This is a genomic window from Clavibacter quasicaliforniensis (genome assembly GCF_051201715.1).
In the GTDB taxonomy this organism is placed as follows: domain Bacteria; phylum Actinomycetota; class Actinomycetes; order Actinomycetales; family Microbacteriaceae; genus Clavibacter; species Clavibacter seminis.
The window spans coordinates 683,439-698,916 of record NZ_CP139624.1; the positions used below are offsets into that span (position 1 = coordinate 683,439).

Annotated in this window: 19 protein-coding genes; 10 read left to right on the plus strand and 9 right to left on the minus strand. The window is 75.5% G+C overall.

Features of this window, described 5'->3' with window-relative positions; all coding sequences use genetic code 11:
* Nucleotides 1–4: 4 nt before the first annotated feature.
* Nucleotides 5–541, minus strand: coding sequence for a P-loop nucleotide/nucleoside kinase family protein (locus tag NL142_RS03400; RefSeq protein ID WP_435080968.1), 537 nt, complete (start codon nucleotides 539–541; stop codon nucleotides 5–7).
* Between NL142_RS03400 and NL142_RS03405 the strand changes: the two genes are divergently transcribed.
* A complete protein-coding gene (locus NL142_RS03405; RefSeq protein ID WP_435080969.1) occupies nucleotides 540–1,124 on the plus strand; it encodes a BLUF domain-containing protein in 585 nt (194 codons plus the stop codon). The two genes, NL142_RS03400 and NL142_RS03405, sit on opposite strands and share 2 nt — an antisense overlap.
* Nucleotides 1,125–1,161: 37 nt before the next feature.
* Here NL142_RS03405 and NL142_RS03410 read toward each other — a convergent pair whose 3' ends face one another.
* From NL142_RS03410 to NL142_RS03430, 5 genes are all read right to left on the minus strand, one after another.
* Nucleotides 1,162–2,100 (minus strand): alpha/beta fold hydrolase, encoded by a 939-nt coding sequence (locus NL142_RS03410; protein WP_435080970.1) that lies wholly within the window; start codon nucleotides 2,098–2,100, stop codon nucleotides 1,162–1,164.
* A 41-nt stretch (nucleotides 2,101–2,141) separates the two neighbouring features.
* Nucleotides 2,142–2,369 carry a helix-turn-helix domain-containing protein gene (locus tag NL142_RS03415; protein WP_435080971.1) on the minus strand — a complete coding sequence of 76 codons (228 nt, stop codon included), beginning with the start codon at nucleotides 2,367–2,369 and terminating at the stop codon, nucleotides 2,142–2,144.
* Nucleotides 2,356–3,045, minus strand: coding sequence for a hypothetical protein (locus NL142_RS03420; RefSeq protein WP_435080972.1), 690 nt, complete (start codon nucleotides 3,043–3,045; stop codon nucleotides 2,356–2,358). The genes NL142_RS03415 and NL142_RS03420 overlap by 14 nt, the downstream gene beginning before the upstream one ends.
* Nucleotides 3,046–3,111: 66 nt before the next feature.
* Nucleotides 3,112–4,587, minus strand: coding sequence for a sensor histidine kinase (locus tag NL142_RS03425; RefSeq protein ID WP_435080973.1), 1,476 nt, complete (start codon nucleotides 4,585–4,587; stop codon nucleotides 3,112–3,114).
* A complete protein-coding gene (locus NL142_RS03430) occupies nucleotides 4,584–5,252 on the minus strand; it encodes a response regulator transcription factor (protein WP_119373824.1) in 669 nt (222 codons plus the stop codon). Before NL142_RS03430 ends, NL142_RS03425 begins: the two co-directional genes overlap by 4 nt.
* Nucleotides 5,253–5,399: 147 nt before the next feature.
* Here NL142_RS03430 and NL142_RS03435 point away from each other — a divergent pair, with 147 nt between their 5' ends.
* Together NL142_RS03435 and NL142_RS03440 are read left to right on the plus strand one after the other, a co-directional pair.
* Nucleotides 5,400–6,089: a hypothetical protein gene (locus tag NL142_RS03435; RefSeq protein ID WP_435080974.1), complete on the plus strand. Its 690-nt coding sequence runs from the start codon at nucleotides 5,400–5,402 to the stop codon at nucleotides 6,087–6,089.
* 71 nt (nucleotides 6,090–6,160) lie between these two features.
* The gene (locus tag NL142_RS03440) at nucleotides 6,161–6,802 is read left to right on the plus strand and encodes a GNAT family N-acetyltransferase (protein WP_435080975.1); all 642 of its coding nucleotides are present in this window, start codon (nucleotides 6,161–6,163) and stop codon (nucleotides 6,800–6,802) included.
* A 24-nt stretch (nucleotides 6,803–6,826) separates the two neighbouring features.
* Here the strand turns inward: NL142_RS03440 and NL142_RS03445 are convergent, their stop codons facing one another.
* Both NL142_RS03445 and NL142_RS03450 read right to left on the minus strand, forming a co-directional pair.
* Complete coding sequence (locus NL142_RS03445; protein WP_435080976.1) at nucleotides 6,827–7,192, minus strand: hypothetical protein; 366 nt, start codon at nucleotides 7,190–7,192, stop codon at nucleotides 6,827–6,829.
* A gap of 366 nt (nucleotides 7,193–7,558) precedes the next feature.
* On the minus strand, nucleotides 7,559–8,041 hold the full coding sequence (locus NL142_RS03450; RefSeq protein ID WP_435080977.1) for a hypothetical protein: 483 nt from the start codon (nucleotides 8,039–8,041) through the stop codon (nucleotides 7,559–7,561).
* A 273-nt stretch (nucleotides 8,042–8,314) separates the two neighbouring features.
* Between NL142_RS03450 and NL142_RS03455 the strand changes: the two genes are divergently transcribed.
* The 7 genes from NL142_RS03455 (at nucleotide 8,315) to NL142_RS03485 (ending at nucleotide 14,421) form a co-directional block, all read left to right on the plus strand.
* A complete protein-coding gene (locus NL142_RS03455) occupies nucleotides 8,315–8,638 on the plus strand; it encodes a hypothetical protein (RefSeq protein ID WP_435080978.1) in 324 nt (107 codons plus the stop codon).
* Nucleotides 8,635–9,027: a VOC family protein gene (locus tag NL142_RS03460; protein WP_435080979.1), complete on the plus strand. Its 393-nt coding sequence runs from the start codon at nucleotides 8,635–8,637 to the stop codon at nucleotides 9,025–9,027. The genes NL142_RS03455 and NL142_RS03460 overlap by 4 nt, the downstream gene beginning before the upstream one ends.
* A 108-nt stretch (nucleotides 9,028–9,135) precedes the next feature.
* Nucleotides 9,136–11,199, plus strand: a complete 2,064-nt coding sequence (locus NL142_RS03465) for a serine hydrolase domain-containing protein (RefSeq protein WP_435080980.1) — start codon at nucleotides 9,136–9,138, stop codon at nucleotides 11,197–11,199.
* A 53-nt stretch (nucleotides 11,200–11,252) separates the two neighbouring features.
* Nucleotides 11,253–12,659, plus strand: a complete 1,407-nt coding sequence (locus NL142_RS03470; protein ID WP_435080981.1) for a sensor histidine kinase — start codon at nucleotides 11,253–11,255, stop codon at nucleotides 12,657–12,659.
* Nucleotides 12,656–13,336 (plus strand): response regulator transcription factor, encoded by a 681-nt coding sequence (locus NL142_RS03475; RefSeq protein WP_435080982.1) that lies wholly within the window; start codon nucleotides 12,656–12,658, stop codon nucleotides 13,334–13,336. Before NL142_RS03470 ends, NL142_RS03475 begins: the two co-directional genes overlap by 4 nt.
* Nucleotides 13,337–13,534: 198 nt before the next feature.
* Nucleotides 13,535–13,954, plus strand: coding sequence for an organic hydroperoxide resistance protein (locus tag NL142_RS03480; RefSeq protein WP_011931929.1), 420 nt, complete (start codon nucleotides 13,535–13,537; stop codon nucleotides 13,952–13,954).
* Nucleotides 13,955–14,037: 83 nt separating this feature from the next.
* Complete coding sequence (locus tag NL142_RS03485; protein WP_435080983.1) at nucleotides 14,038–14,421, plus strand: chorismate mutase; 384 nt, start codon at nucleotides 14,038–14,040, stop codon at nucleotides 14,419–14,421.
* A gap of 43 nt (nucleotides 14,422–14,464) precedes the next feature.
* Here the strand turns inward: NL142_RS03485 and NL142_RS03490 are convergent, their stop codons facing one another.
* A complete protein-coding gene (locus tag NL142_RS03490) occupies nucleotides 14,465–15,448 on the minus strand; it encodes an ATP-grasp domain-containing protein (protein WP_435080984.1) in 984 nt (327 codons plus the stop codon).
* Between the last annotated feature and the right edge of the window lie 30 nt (nucleotides 15,449–15,478).

Below are 15,478 nucleotides of genomic sequence, written 5' to 3' on the forward strand. Positions count from 1 at the left end.
AGGATCAGGCGCCGGGCGCTCCCGCGAGCACGGCCTCCGCGATCCGATCCGCCGCGTCGGCAGGCGTGATCCGCGACGTGTCGACCACCTCCGCCTCCGCGTGCAGCCAGGTGCGCGCCGCCTCCGCGTAGGGCTCGACGCGGGAGACGCGGAATGCTGACGGGCCGAGGTCCGCGTCGTTCTGGATCCGGTCCCGGAGCGTCGCGGTGTCCGCGTGCAGCACGAAGTGGCGGATGGGGATGCCGTGGGCGGCGAGGCCCCCGCTGATCTCGCGCCAGTACGCCTCCGTGAGCACTGTCATGGGCATCACGAGCGTGCCGCCCGTGTAGCCGAGCACGCGGCGGGCCGTCTCGACGACGAGCGGGCGCCACGGCGTCCAGTGCTGGAAGTCGTCCAGCTGCGGGAGCGGCGGCCGGATGTCCATGAGCACCTCGCCGACCTTCTCTGCGTCGAGGACGCGGCTGTCGGGGATCCGCTCCTGCACGAGCCGCGCCGTCGTCGTCTTGCCCACCCCGTGCGTGCCGTTCAGCCAGATGATCATGGCCGGAACCTATTCGGGACGCCGCGCCGACGGCATCGGCCGGACGATGGATCCCTGGTCGCCCTGGTCGCAGCCGCGCCGGAGGACCAGGCTGGAAGGGCGGCGGGATCCGGTCCCGCCCGAGGACGCGCCCCCGAGCGCGCGGAAGGACACCATGCTCTGCATCGTCTACTCCAGCACCGCCGAGCGGTCCTTCGACGACATCGACCTCGCCCAGCTCCTCGCGCAGAGCCGCGCGACCAACGAGGCCCACGGGCTCACCGGCCTGCTCGTCCACCGGCAGGGCCGCTTCCTCCAGCTGATCGAGGGCGAGGACGCCGACGTCCGGGAGCGCATGGCCGCGATCCTCGCCGACGACCGCCACGGTCGCATCTCCACGCTGATGGAGGAGCGCATCACCGAGCGGCAGTTCCCCGACTGGACGATGGGGATGGCGAAGTACGACGCCCGCGTGGCCGAGCGGATCCCCGGCTACCGCGACACCTTCGACGACCTGCAGGGCGAGCGACCGGACGACGCCATCCGGCCCGCGCTCCTCGAGCTGATCCGGTGGTTCCAGGAGGACACGGGCCGGCTGTCCTGACGGGCCCGATCCTGGGGGGCGCGAACCGCCCGGGCGATCAGGAGGTGGGCGCCACGCTCCGCCAGAAGCCCGCGAGGAGGTCCGCGCTCGCCTCCGGCTGGTCGACCTGCGCGGAGTGGCCGGCGTCCGCGACCACTTCGTAGCGGGCGCCCGCGCGCTCGGCCATGTCGCGCTGCCAGTCCTGCGGCCACGCGTCGTCGGCGTCGCCGTGGGAGACGAGGACCGGGATCCCGGTGGCGCGCAGCTCGTCGACACGGTCGGTCTGCGCCTGCATGATCTCGAGCGCTCCGAGCAGCTGCGCCGACGCCGTGCCGAACAGGCGCGTGCGGAACCATGCCACCTCGGGGTCGTCGCCGTCGAGCTGCTCGGGCAGGAACCACAGCGGCCAGAGCCCGGCGCTGCCGTGCGCGCGGATCGCGGCGATGCCCTCCGATCGCTCGCCACGGCTGAGGGGGCCCGAGTTCCAGTGCGTGTAGCTGGCGAAGCGGCCCGGATCGCGGATCACGGCCTGCATGCTGACGACGCCGCCGAAGCTGTGGCCGAGGAGGTGCACGGGGCCGAGGGGCGCGGCCGGTGTCGCGTCGGTCGCGACGTGACGGCCGCCGGATCCACCGTGACCGGCGAGCGCGTCCACCACGTGGTGCACGTCCTGGCCGAGGGTCTCGAGCTCGTAGCCGGTCGCGTCGACGGGCGGCTCGGCCTGGCCGGGGCCGGTGGATCCCCACTGCCCGCGCTGCGAGAACGCCACGACCGTGAAGCCGCGGTCGGCGAGCGGGCCGAGCAGCGGGAAGAAGTCCTCCTTGGATCCCGTGAAGCCGGGCACGAGCAGCGCGAGGGGCGCGGTCGCCGGATCCCCGGTGCGGGCGGGCACGCGGACGGCCGACAGTCGCGCCGCCGGGACCTCGATCGTGAGGTCCTCCGCGTCCTCGGGCCGGTGGTCGGACAGGATGCGCGGGGCGTGGGCGTCGGTGCTCATCCCGTCAGCGTAGGCCGGGGGCGGCGTCGTGACCGGCGGCGTCAGCGCGCCGGGCGGATCGAGAACAGCTCCTGCGGGGTCGCGCCCGTCGCGTCGCAGATGAGGGTGAGGGTGGTGAAGCGGATGGCCTTGGCGCGGTCGTTCTTGAGGATCGACAGGTTGGCCATGGTGATCCCCGTGCGCGCCGACAGCTCGGTGAGGGTCATCTCGCGCGCCCGGAGCACCGCGTCGAGGTGGCAGACGATGCGGTGCGGATCAGACGACGCCATCGGCGTCCTCGGCGAGGCGCGCGCCGGCGCGGAACGCGGCCGTGAGGGCGAGCGCGACGAGGCCGGCGAGGAGCAGTTCCAGCGGCCAGGCCGCGCCGGTGCTGCTGATCGAGTCGTAGTCGCCGCCGAGGAACTCCGAGCCCGCGGGCTGGCCGGCGGAGAACGTCCCCAAGGCGCCGAAGGCGGCGCCGAGCCCGAGCCCCGCCGCGAGGTGCGCCTGCGCGAGGACGTCGGCGATCCCCTGCAGCGCGCCGCCCACGAGCAGCGTGATCGCGAGCCGGCGCCAGTTGGCGACGACGAACGCGTGGAACGGCTCGCCCTGCGCGATGCCGCGGAGCGCCCGGAGGAGCCATGCGACCGCGAACACCACGGTCACGCCGTGGATGAGGGACGGCAGCGCCCCGAGGATCCGCAGCAGGAGGTCGGCGTCGGCCAGCGTGCCGTCGGCGCCCGCGGCGGGGACGGCGTCGGCGATCTGGGGCAGGTCGGCGAGGGGGAGCCGGGGATCCGTGTCCCCTCCGACGAAGAGGTACCGGCCGGTCGCGGTCGTGATCGAGCGGCTCGCGTCCGCGATCACCGTCCATGTCATCACGAGCAGCAGTACGAAGCGGGTGATCCGCAGCACGCGCGGCCGCTCGCGCACCGGCCGGCTCTCGATGATCCCCGTACTCGTCATGGCGTCCCCTTATCGATGCTCGATGTTATCGAAAATCAACACCATCTCCGGAGACCGCGCAAGCCCTCAGCCCGCATCCACCACCGGCAGCGTCAGCAGGAAGCGCGCGCCGGCGCCCGGCGCCGCGGGCAGGCAGACGAGGTCGCCGCCCTGGGCGCGGGCGAGCGCGCGGGCGATGGAGAGGCCGAGGCCGGCGCCGCCGTGCTGGCGGTCGCGGCCGTCGTCGAGGCGCACGAGGCGGTCGAAGATCCGCTCGCGATCGGCGTCGGGGACTCCGGGGCCGTCGTCGACGACCGTGATGCGCACGGATCCGTCGTCGCCCGCCTCCGCCTCGACGCGCACCTCGGACGCGGCGTAGCGGGCCGCGTTCTGCAGGAGGTTGTCGAGGATCTGCGCGAGCCGGTCGGGATCCGCGCGCACCGCCGGAGGAGCCCCGCGGACGTCGGCGACGACGCGCGTGCCGGGCGTGCGCGCCTGCTGCTGAGCGACCGCGGCCTCCACCACGGGCGGCACGCGCACGGGCCGGCCGTCTACCGAGAGGCCCTCGTCGAGCCGCGCCATCATGAGCATGTCGTCGACCAGGCGGCCGGCGCGGATCGCCTCGCGCACCACGTGCACCGCGAGCCGTTCGCGCTCCTCGACGCTCGGGTCCGTGCGCACGAGCGCGTCGGCGGACGCCCGGATCCCGGCGACGGGCGTCCGCAGCTCGTGCGCCGCATCCGCCACGAACGCGCGCATGCGGGCCTCTGCGGCGAGGGCCTGGTGCTCCGCGTGCTCGAGGTCGTCGAGCATCTCGTCGAACGCGGTCGCGGTGCGGCCGAGCTCCGTCGCGGGTCGGGTGGGGCGGAGTCGGCGGCCGCGGTCGCCGCGGCCGATGGAGCGGGCGACGCCCGTCATGTCCTCCAGCGGCTGCAGCGTCCGGCGCACCACGACGACCAGCGCCACCGCCGCGAGCAGCAGGAACCCGACGGAGGCGAACGCGAGGATCCCGCTGAGGGAGGCGAGCGTGCCGTCCACGGATCCGGTGCCCGCCGAGAGCTCGAGCACGGTGCCGTCGCTGAGGTCGGAGCGGAGGGTGATGCCGCCCGCGGAGGAGCTCACGGAGCTGGAGGCGACGGTGACGGCGTCGGCGCGCGGCGTCGCGGGGGTGCTGACCGACCCGGACCCGGGCGCCTCGCCGAGCGGATCCGGCCCGGGCAGCGTGGCGCCGAGCGGATCCCGGCCGGGCCGCGCCGAGACCGCGCCGCCGTCCGGGCTCGTGATCTGCACGGCCACGCCCTGCGCGCTGAGCCGCTCGGCCAGCGCGTCGTCGTCGAGCACGCCCACGAGCGCGGCGGCGGCCGATGCGCGGTCGGCGAGCCGGTCCTGGATCTGCTGCCGGAGCTGCGCCCCGAGGATCGCCTGCACCGTGAGCGAGAGCGCCACGAGCAGCACCGCGAGGAGCGCGAGCACCGCGAGGACCGTGCGCGTGCGGAGGGATCCGGTGCGCAGCGGGCCGTCCGGCGCGGCGGCGGGAGCGCGGCCGCGGATGCGCGCGCTCACGCCTCCACCCGGTAGCCGAGCCCGCGCACGGTGTGCAGGAGCCGCGGCCCCCGTGCCTCCATCTTCTTGCGCAGCGCGCTGATGTGGACCTCGACGAGGTTCGGGTCGGCCTGGTCGTACCCCCACACCTGCGTGAGCAGCTGCGTCTTGGAGAGCGTGCGGCCGCGGTGCGCGGCGAGGTACGCGAGGAGCTGGAACTCGATCGAGGTCAGCTCGAGCTGCTCGCCGCCGCGCCTCGCGAGGCCGGAGTCGGGATCCACGAGCAGGTCGCCGATCTCCACCACGCTCGCGAGCCGCCCGCGCCGCCGCAGCACCGCGCCGACGCGGGCCACCAGCTCCGCGAGCGCGAACGGCTTGACGATGTAGTCGTCGACGCCCTGGCCGAAGCCGCGCAGGCGGTCCTCGACGGCGTCGCGCGCGGTGAGCATGATGACGCTCGCGTCGCTCCAGCGGCGGATCCGCTCGGCCAGCTGGATCCCGCTCGGGCCGGGCAGCATCCAGTCGAGCACCACGAGGTCGGGCAGGAAGCCCTTGACCTCCTCCTCGAGCTCGACGCCTGACGCCAGGCCGCGGACGACGAAGCGCTCGGCGGTGAGGGTCGAGACGACGGCGGCGCGGATGGCCTCGTCGTCCTCGACCACGAGGACGCGTGCGGGAGGGAGCATGTGCCGACTGTAGGAGCCGCGGATGGGCGCTCCCGGCCGCATGTCCGCTCGGGGCGCCGAACTTAAGGAGGACTTCAGATCCGCTGCCGAACCTGGATCCACGACCGCCGGCGCACCCCGCGCCGCGGCGGACACGGAAGGACCACCATGGACGACACCATCACCGTCTTCGAGAAGGGGCCGGGCGCGCGGAAGCCCGGTGCGCCGACCCTGGCGCCGCGGAAGCGCCGCACGGGCATCGCCGTCGGCATCGCGGGAGCCTCGATCGGCCTCGTCGCGCTGTTCTCCTCGCCGGCGTTCGCCGACGGGAACGGCGGCGACACGAGCGGCCAGACCGGATCCGGGAGCGGCACCTCCGCGACCTGCCCCGCCCCGCCCGCGCTGCCCGACGGCACGACGCCGCCGGCACCCGTGACGCTGCCCGACGGATCCACGCCGCCTGCCCCGCCGACGAACGCGGACGGCACGCCGGCGACGCCGCCCACGCCTCCGACGCCGCCGACGAACGCGGACGGATCCACGGCCACGGTGCCTGCGCCCCCGACGAACGCGGACGGCACGCCCGCGACGCCGCCGACCCCGCCCACGAACGCGGACGGCACGCCCGCGACGCCGCCTGCCCCGCCGACGAACGCGGACGGGACCCCGGCGACGCCGCCCGCGCCGCCTGCCGACGGCTGCGCGCCGCCCGCCCCGCCCGTCGGCGCGGACGGCAAGGCGCCGACCCCGCCCGCCGGTCCCGCGGCTCCCGCCACGACGCCCGGATCCTCCGAGGGCTCGACGTCGGGCGGCACGCCCGCCACGACGCCCGCGCCGACGTCCACGTCAGGGAGCTAGACCGGATCCACCGCCCGGCCGGGGCCCCCGACCACCGCGGGTCCCGGCCGCGCGTCTGCCACCATGGCCGGGTGACCGCCACCGTCCCCGCGCCCGCCCCGCTCATCGGCACCCACGTCCGGCTCGACCCGCTCACACCGGATCACCTCCCGGCCCTCCGCGCTGCCATCGCCCACCCGGCCGTCTTCGCGGGCGGCTTCGGCGGCGGGTCGGCAGGCCTCCGCGCCGACCCGGCGGAGTTCGACGCGTGGGCCCGCGGCTACTTCCGCTGGGACGACCTGCCGTGCGCCGTGATCCTCGTCGGCGGCCCGCACGACGGCGAGCTCGTCGGCACCACGAGCCTCACCGAGCTCGACACGCGCCGCGAGCGCGCGCACCTCGGCTGGACCGCGTACGACCCGCGCGTCTGGGGCACGGTCGTCAACGCGGAGGCCAAGCGCCTCCTGCTCGGCCTCGCGTTCGACGCGGGCTTCGGGCGCGTCAAGCTGCAGGCCGACGCCCGCAACGCGCACTCGCGCGCCGCCATCCTCAAGCTCGGCGCGACCTTCGAGGGCGTGTGCCGCCGCGACCAGCTCCGCGCCGACGGCACCTGGCGCGACGCCGCGATCCACTCGATCCTCGCCGACGAGTGGCCCGCCGTCCGCGCCGGCCTCGATGCGCGCATCGCGGCGCAGGAGGGGCGACCGGTCCTGTTCCGCACGCCCGCGGCCTGAGGGGGTGCCGTCCGGCGGGACGAGTCAGTCGGCGGACGGATCCGCGTCGCCGGCGTCGACGGGGTAGTGGAACTGCATGCCGACGGAGTCGATGCTGCCGGTCCACACCATGTCGCCGCCGACGCGGTGCAGCGGGGGAGCCGTGGAGTCGATGACGTCCGCGAGGCCGAGCTCCGCGATCCAGTCCTCGATGATCTCCCGTCGCGCCGGGCGCGAGTAGGCGTCGGCGCTGCCGATGAAGTGCACGAAGTCCGCGTCGCCGAGCTCCCACGCCAGCGGGCGGAGTCCACGCTGCTGGCCCTCGGCGTTCCAGGCGATCGCGACCATGAGCTCGATGTCCTCGCGTCGCATCGAGCGGCTGCCGAGCGGGACGGGGGCCTCCGCGGTCATGGCGTCTCCTGGATCGTCGTACGTCGGCGGGCGGGCACGTGCGCGAGCTGATCCGATGCCCCACCGAGCAGGCCGAGGGGTAGGGGGAGGAGAGGGGCACGGAGCCCGAGCCCGACGAACGCGCGACCGCTCGTCGGGCCCTGCTCCCAGGTGCCCGGATCGGGCGGGCGCCTGGTGTGATCGCTGTCGCATCGCCGGACCGTCGCGTTCCGGCAATGCCACACGACGTCCCCAGCGACGGGTAATCATTCGGGACTGGTGCGAACGTAGCCCCTCGGGTGAGGGAATACCAGGGGTGGACCCCTTCGGGGGCGCTGCTACCGCGCGAGGCCCCGCGCCCGTCGTCCCGCGTCGCGGGCTGGAGGTCTACGCGGCGTCCGCCTGCACGGCGTCCTCCGCCACGAGCGTGCCGGTCGTGGGCGGGGTGGGGACGCCTTCGTCCGCCTCCTCGCCGGGGTGGATCCGCGTGACGCGGAGCGAGTGCACGTTCAGCCGGGCGTCTGCGGGCCCCTCGGCCACGCGGATCACGCCGGGTCCGCGGCGCATCTGCACGGCGAGCACCAGCGTCCGCCGGGTGGCGCCCTCGGCGAGCGGCGGGTAGCGCACGGTGCGGGTCTGCGCGCGGTCCAGGGCGAAGCCGAGGGCCAGCGGTGCGGATCCGCAGTGGTCGTAGGTGACGGCGACGGAGTGCGGGCCGTCGTGCTCGGCGACGACGGCGAAGTCGAGGTAGCTGCGGCTGCCGGGATCCGCGTCCTCGGGCGGCGGGGGTGCGCTGGCGTGGACGCGCGCGGCGTCGACGGCGGGGTAGCAGCGGGCATGGGGGATGGAGTGCCTCCGGGCGGTGCACATCGGTGTGTCGGGACGCAGCGTCGGGACCGGCCGGGAAACCGTGCCCGGTCCTGCGGGAGCGGCGCGTCGGGCCGGTGTCGGCGGCGGCGCATGCATCGTGGACCATCTCGCGCACGTGACGAAAGGGGACGTCGGGTCGGCGCGTAGTTCGGCCCCGGCGATGCGGGGCGACGGGCTCACCATACGGCGTCCGGGCGCGGGGCGCGCGGGCAGCGCCCCCGTCCCCGCGCGCAGCCCCGCCCGGCCGCGTCCCCCGCACGGCGGACGCGGCCGGTGGCACTCCTCCGTACCGTGGAGGGACGACGCGACGACGGGAGACGCACGATGCAGAGCAGGTGGGCGGCCGCGATCCTCGGCGACCGGGAGGATCCGCGCGCGCGGCTGCACGCGATCTTCGGCGGGCCGGTCGCCCGGAGCGGCCAGCCGCCGCTCGCCGCGCTGGAGTGGGCGGAGCGGACGCTCACCGAGGTCGACCCGGCGCGCGGGGTCGACCCCGTGACGGCGACCCGGCTGCTGCGTCGGGCGGAGCCGCGGCTGACGCTGAAGTCGGGCATGTTCCTCGCGCAGCACGCCGTCGCCCGCCGGCGCCTTGCGTGACGGCCCGCGGATCCCTCCACCACGTCGAGCTGCAGGTGCGTGACCTCGACGCCGCGCTCCGCTCCTGGGGCTGGATCCTCGGCGCGCTCGGCTACGTCGAGGACGCCCGCTGGGCCGACGGCCGGAGCCTCCGCCTCGGCGACGCGTACCTCATGATCGCCCGGGCTCCGCGCGACGCCCCGCACGACCGACGCACGGCGGGCCTCAGCCACCTCGCCTTCCACGCGGGATCCGCCGCCGACGTCGACCGCCTCTGGGCCGAGGCGCCCGACCACGGCTGGGCGCGCCTCTACGCGGACCGGCACCCGTTCGCGGGCGGGCCCGACCACCGCGCCGCGTTCCTCGAGGACGGCGAGCGATTCAAGATCGAGCTCGTCGCCGACGCGTAGCCGCCCGGCCGCCGACGCCCGTCGCCCCGCGCCTGCGACTCGAGTCGCAACCCGGGTGCCGACTCCCGCGCCCTGTGCAGGAGCGCCCCAGCCGGGAGCGTTGCAGGCATGGACACGACACACCGATCCACTTCCGCCGCCCCGAACCGCGGCCGCCGCTCCCGGCGCCTCGCCGCGACCGTCGGCGCGCTCGCCCTGGCCCTCGCCATCCCGCTCGCGGCGGGCGCCGCCACCGCCGCGACCCCCGCGGATCCGCCGCCCCCTGCCCCGCCGCAGCACCAGCCCGGCGGCCACGACCTCACGCAGGCCGACGTCGACACCTGGCTCGACGGCGTCGTCGGCTCCGCACTGCAGACCACGGGGATCCCCGGCGCCGCCGTCTCCGTCGTCGCCGACGGGCAGGTGCTCACCTCCCGCGGCTACGGCCTCGCCGACACCGGCACCGAGGGGAGCCCCGCCCGTCAGGTGGATCCCGACGAGACCCTCTTCCGCGTCGGCTCCGTCTCGAAGGTGGTCTCCGCCACCGCCGTCATGCAGCTCGTCGAGGAGGGACGCCTCGACCTCGACGCCGACGTGCAGCAGTACCTCGACTTCGACCTCGACACCCCGAAGGGCGCCGTCACGCTGCGGCACCTCCTCACCCACACGTCCGGGTTCGAGGAGGTCATCACGGGCCTCATCGGCGTGCCCGGCAGCGAGCGCGCCCTCGGCGACGTGATGAGGACGGATCCGCCCGCGCAGGTCTTCGTCCCCGGCACCACGCCCGCGTACTCGAACTACGGCGCGAGCCTCGCCGGGTACGTCGCCGAGCGCGTGGCCGGGACGCCGTTCGTCGACCTCGTGCAGCAGGAGGTGCTCGACCGCGCCGGGATGGCCTCGTCGTCCTTCGCGCAGCCTCTCCCCGCCGACCTCGACGCGCGCCTCGCCAAGGGCTACCCGGACGACGCCCAGCCCTCCTACCCGACGGAGGTCGTCAACGCGGCGCCCGCCGGTGCGCTCTCGGCCACCGCATCCGACATGGCCCGGTTCATGCTCGGCCACCTCGGCGACCTGCCCGAGGACCAGGCCCTGCTGGATCCCGCCACCCTCGACGAGATGCACCGCCCGGCCCTCGGCGCCGACCAGCTCGGCACCCTCGCCGCCGGCCAGCGCATGGACCTCGCCTTCTTCGACGACAGCACGCCCGGCGTCCCCGCGTTCGGCCACGACGGCGACACCAACGTCTTCCACACGGCGATGCGCATGTTCCCGGACAGCGACGCCGGCATCTTCGTGACCTTCAACGGCAACGGGCGCGACGCGGTCGACACCCTCGAGCTGCGGACGACCGTGCTGCAGGGGTTCGCCGACCGGTACCTGCGCGCGGACGACGATGCAGCCGGATCCGCCGCTGCGCCGACCGGCGACCCCGAGGCCGCCGCCGCGCTCGCCGGCACCTGGCTCTCCTCCCGCTCCCCGTTCTCCAACCCGGGCGCGCTCTTGAACCTCAGCGGCCAGACCGAGATCGTCCCGCGCGCCGACGGCACCATCGCGGTCACCCCGAAGCCGCTCGGCGTCACGACGGGCGTCTACGAGAAGGCGGGCGACGACCTGTGGCGCGAGGTGGGCGGCGACGCCGTGCTCGCGACCCGCGCATCCTCCGACGGCGGACCGGTCGACGCGATCTCGTGGGGCGCGTCCTTCACGATGCTGCGGGCCGAGCCGTGGCAGGTCGCGTCCGTGGTCATGCCGCTGCTGCTCGCGTCCGTCGCCGTGCTCCTCGTCTCCGTGATCGTGTGGCCGGCCACGGCGATCGCCGGGATCGGTCGATGTCGCGCCTCCCGCGCCGACGCCGCCGTCCCCGCCGCCCCGCGACCGCGCCGCAGCCGTGCCCACCTGCTCTCCCGCATCGGGCAGGCCGTGACCCTCGTGTCGCTCGTCGGCTGGTCGGCCGCGGCCGTCCAGGCCCTCTCGTTCGTCGACGTCCCCGCCGCCGCGCTCCGCACCCTGCAGGGGCTCCAGCTCCTCGGCGCCCTCGCGGTGATCCCCGCCGCGCTCGCCGCGTGGCAGGCCGTGCGGACGCGGCGCGGCGCGTGGATCGTCGCCGGCCGGATCCTCGTCCTCCTCGCGCTGATCGCCGTCGCCGCCTTCGCGGTCGGCTTCCGCCTGCTCGCGCCGAGCGTGAGCTACTGATGCGCGACGACGCGGGCGCGGGCGGCGGCCGTCCCGGCTGCCATGCTCGGAGCGTGACCCACCCGACGCCCGACGATGCCGCCGCGACCGCCCGCGTCGCCGCCCGTCCGCGCGGGGCGCTCGCCGACGGGATCCGCGCCGGTCTCGCCCGCGTCGGCATCCGCACGGACGCCGCACGGGACGCGGCCGCCGCCGCGGCCTGGGCGGTCCTCACGCTGCTGCTCCTCGGCGTGCTCGCCGCGCTCGTCTGGGCGGACGGCACCTCGCGCAGCATGTCGCCGGTGCAGGGCGCGCTCATCGGGATCCTCGCGGTCGTCCAGTGCGCGCCCCTCGCCTTCCGCCGCCGGCACCCGCGGTCGACGCTCCTGGCGGTCTCGCTCCTGCAGGGCGCGCTCGTCGCGGTGCTCCCGCCGCACTTCGGGTTCTGGGCGGCCGCGCCCGTCGTCGCGGCGTACACGGTCGGGGCGCGGCTCGCGCCGGCGTCCGCGGTGCGCGTCGTGGCCGCGGCCGTGGGGATCGAGGCCGTCGGCGCGTACCTGGCGGCCACCGGCCAGGTACGCGGGCTGCTCGTGCCCACGACCGTGGACGTGCGGCTCAGCGTCGACACGGTCATCGCGGCCGCGTCGATCCTCGTCAGCGGCCTGCTCATCGCCGCGGCCGGCGCCGCCGTCGGATCCTGGGTCGCGCTCCGCCGCCGCCACGACCGCGACGTGCTCGCGCGAGCTGCGGAGAGCCTGGAGCACCAGGCGACGCTCAGCCGGGCCGCCGTCGCCGCCGAGCGCACGCGCATGGCCCGCGAGCTGCACGACGTGGCCGCGCACCACCTGACGGCGCTCGTCGTGCAGGCGGGCGCCGCCGAGCGCCTGGTCGACCTCGACCCGGAGCGCGCCAAGGACTCCCTCCGGGGGATCCGCCGCCAGGGCCGCGAGACGCTCGACGCGCTGCGCTCCATCGTCGGGATCCTCCGCCAGGGATCCGACGGCGAGGGCGGCGACGCGGGCACCGCCCCCGTGCCGGGCCTCGCCGACCTGCCCGGGCTCGTGGCCGCCGCCCGCACGTCGGGCACCGAGGTCGAGGAGCGCACCGCCGGCGAGACGCCCGCGCTCGCGCCGCTCGCCGACGTCACCGCGTACCGCACCGTGCAGGAGTCGCTCGCCAACGCCCGGCGGCACGCGCCCGGATCCGCGGTCACCCTCACGACGGAGGCCGGCCCCGCGCGCATCGCCCTCACCATCGAGAACGCGCTGCCCGTCGCCGCCCCCGCGACCGCGCCCGGCTACGGCCTGGTCGGGATGCGGGAGCGGGCCGCGCTCGTCGGCGGCCGGCTCGAGGCGGGACCCACCGGATCCGGCACCTGGCGCGTGCGCCTCGAGCTGCCCGTGGAGCCGATGCCGGTCGAGCCGATGCCGGTCGAGCCGATGCCGGTCGAGCACGTGTCGGAGACGAGGGCCGACGCGTGATCCGCGTGGTGCTGGTCGACGACCAGTCCATCGTCCGCGCCGGCTTCCGCGTCGTGCTCGAGACGGCAGGCGGGATCGAGGTGGTCGGCGAGGCCGCGGGCGGTCGCGAGGCGGTGGAGCTCGTGCGTCGCCTCGCGCCCGACGTCGTGGTGATGGACGTGCGCATGCCCGGCGGCGACGGCATCGAGGCGACCCGCGCGATCACGGGAGCGGACGCGGACGCCTCCGACCGCCGGCCCGGCGACGACCGGCCGGCGCCCGCCGTCCTCGTCGCCACCACCTTCGACCTCGACGAGTACGTCTTCGGCGCGCTCGAGGCCGGCGCGCGCGGCTTCGTCCTCAAGGACGCGGAGCCCGAGGAGTTCATCCAGGCCGTGCGGGCGCTCGCCGAGGGCCGCGCCGCGCTCGACGGCGTCACCACCCGCCGCGTGATGGCCGAGTTCACCCGCCGCCGGGCCGCGTCCGCCGTGCACCCGGGCACGGAGGTGCTCACGCCGCGCGAGCAGGACATCGTGCGGCTCCTCGGCGACGGCCTCTCCAACGACGAGATCGGCGGCCGGCTCGTGATCGAGACGAGCACCGTGAAGTCGCACCTGACGCGGATAATGACCAAGCTCGGCACCCGCGACCGCCTGCAGACCGTCGTGTGGGGCTACCGCTCGGGCCTGCTGCCCTGACCTGCGGCCGCCGCGGGCCGCCGCGGGCCGCCGCGGGCTCGCCGTCGGGTCGGCGAGAGCGTCCGCCACGACGCGCCCGGGCTGCTCGCGGACCCCACGCGCCCGCCCCGCCGCGTTCGCCCGCGATCCACCGTCCGTGCCGCGAACGTCCACCGCGGACGGCGCGCGCTCCCAGGCCCGTCGTGGTCTGATGGATCCATGGAACCCATCTACACCGCTATCGCGCACGCCTCCGGCGGAGGACGCGACGGACACGTCCGCAGCGAAGACGACCGCATCGACTTCGACACCCGTCCCCCCAAGGAGATGGGCGGCTCGGGCGAGGGCACGAACCCCGAGCAGCTCTTCGCCGCCGGGTACAGCGCCTGCTTCCTCGGCGCCACCCACCTCGTCGGCAAGAACGCCGGCGTCGACACGAAGGACGCGGGCGTCTCCGCCAGCGTCTCCATCGGCGACAACGGCCAAGGCGGATTCGGCCTCGCGGTCGAGCTCGACGTCTACCTCCCGAACGTGGCGCCCGAGCGCCGCCAGGAGATCGCGGACGCGGCCCACCAGGTCTGCCCGTACTCCAACGCCACGCGCGGCAACATCGACGTGAAGGTCACCATCGTCGACTGACCCACCCGCACGACACGAGGCGGGCGTCCCCATCGGGGACGCCCGCCTCGTGTCGTGCGGGCGCGGATGGGTAGGGTCATCGCATGCCTGAGAACACCGGCCCCGCAGGGGCGCCCCTCGACGACGACGCCCGTGCCGCCCTCGAGGAGCTGGGGGAGATCCGCGGGAGCATCGACAACATCGATGCCGCCCTCGTGCACATGCTCGCGGAGCGCTTCAAGTTCACGCAGTCGGTCGGCCGGCTGAAGGCCGCGCACGGGCTGCCCGCGGCGGATCCCGAGCGCGAGCGCCGCCAGATCCTCCGCCTCCGCGCCCTCGCCGAGGAGTCGCGGCTCGACCCGGCCTTCGCGGAGAAGTTCCTGAACTTCATCGTCGCGGAGGTCATCCACCACCACACGCGCATCGCCGAGGACCAGAGCGCGGCCGCCTCCGCGATCGCGCCCGAGGACGGCGGCCCGGCGGCCTGACGCCGCCGAGCACGCGGCCCGCCGCGTCGGGCTGCCCGCGACGTCAGCCCTCCGGATACGTCTCCCGCAGCACGCGCTCCAGCAGCTCCGCCACCGCGCCCGGACCCGACGCCGGCGCGACCGCCTCGACGCCCGCGTTGTAGTTGGTGTTCGTGTTCACGTCGTACGTCACGAGCCGCCCGTCGGCGGTCTCGATGAACTCGATCCCGGCCACCTCGATCCCGAGCCCGGCGAGGAAGGCGACGTATCGCTCCACGAGCGGGTGCTCCGCGGTGATGTCCTCCCGCAGCGAGAAGATCGTGTCGCCCGGCTGCTGCGCGATGGTCGCGCCGGGCGGCATCACGAGCGCACCGGTGGTCGGGTCGATCGCGCAGGCGTCCGCGGGGCAGAGCTGGTACCCGCCGCGCGCGGTGTCCGCCTGGATCGCGTAGACGAAGCGCCCGCCGACGATCTCCACGCGCGTGACCCGCGGAGTCGCCGCCTCGAGGAACTCCTGCAGCAGCGTGATCCCGTCCTGCGGCTCCTCGAAGTCCGGCCCCTCCACGTAGGCGGCCAGCTCCTCGACGCTGTCGAACCTCCGGACGCCGAGGCCCTTGCCGCCCTGGTTGTGCTTGGTGATGAACGGGGTCGGCAGTCCGCGCGCCGCCTCGACGATGCGGTGGCTGCCGATCACGGCGCGAGTACGAGGCACCTCGATCCCGGCGGCGCGCAACGCCGTGAGCTGGTCGACCTTGCTCACCTCGAGCTCGATCGTCCGGCGGCCGTTGACCGTGCGGCGGCCGTGCGCCTCCAGCCACGACATGAGGGCGCGCGTGTAGTCCTTGGAGAGCGCGTGGTCGCGCGTGTGGGCCGACGCGCTGATCCTCGACCAGAAGATCCCCTCGGGCGGCGCCTCGTCGATCTCGAGCACGCCGTCGGTGAGGAGCCACTCCTCGTACGGCACGCCGCGCGCGTCGAGCGCTGCGGCGAACGGGCCGAACCACTCGGGGTTCTCGTGGATGGCGAATACCTTCGGTGCGGTGGTCATCCCCCCAGGCTACGAGGCGCGGGCGCCGGG

Coding starts and splice junctions, on each gene's coding strand:
- NL142_RS03405 (WP_435080969.1), top strand. CDS start 540: ATGGCCGGAACCTATTCGGGACGCCGCGCCGACGGCATCGGCCGGACG.
- NL142_RS03400 (WP_435080968.1), bottom strand. CDS start 541: ATGATCATCTGGCTGAACGGCACGCACGGGGTGGGCAAGACGACGACG.
- NL142_RS03410 (WP_435080970.1), bottom strand. CDS start 2,100: ATGAGCACCGACGCCCACGCCCCGCGCATCCTGTCCGACCACCGGCCC.
- NL142_RS03415 (WP_435080971.1), bottom strand. CDS start 2,369: ATGGCGTCGTCTGATCCGCACCGCATCGTCTGCCACCTCGACGCGGTG.
- NL142_RS03420 (WP_435080972.1), bottom strand. CDS start 3,045: ATGACGAGTACGGGGATCATCGAGAGCCGGCCGGTGCGCGAGCGGCCG.
- NL142_RS03430 (WP_119373824.1), bottom strand. CDS start 5,252: ATGCTCCCTCCCGCACGCGTCCTCGTGGTCGAGGACGACGAGGCCATC.
- NL142_RS03435 (WP_435080974.1), top strand. CDS start 5,400: ATGGACGACACCATCACCGTCTTCGAGAAGGGGCCGGGCGCGCGGAAG.
- NL142_RS03445 (WP_435080976.1), bottom strand. CDS start 7,192: ATGACCGCGGAGGCCCCCGTCCCGCTCGGCAGCCGCTCGATGCGACGC.
- NL142_RS03450 (WP_435080977.1), bottom strand. CDS start 8,041: ATGTGCACCGCCCGGAGGCACTCCATCCCCCATGCCCGCTGCTACCCC.
- NL142_RS03465 (WP_435080980.1), top strand. CDS start 9,136: ATGGACACGACACACCGATCCACTTCCGCCGCCCCGAACCGCGGCCGC.
- NL142_RS03480 (WP_011931929.1), top strand. CDS start 13,535: ATGGAACCCATCTACACCGCTATCGCGCACGCCTCCGGCGGAGGACGC.
- NL142_RS03485 (WP_435080983.1), top strand. CDS start 14,038: ATGCCTGAGAACACCGGCCCCGCAGGGGCGCCCCTCGACGACGACGCC.
- NL142_RS03490 (WP_435080984.1), bottom strand. CDS start 15,448: ATGACCACCGCACCGAAGGTATTCGCCATCCACGAGAACCCCGAGTGG.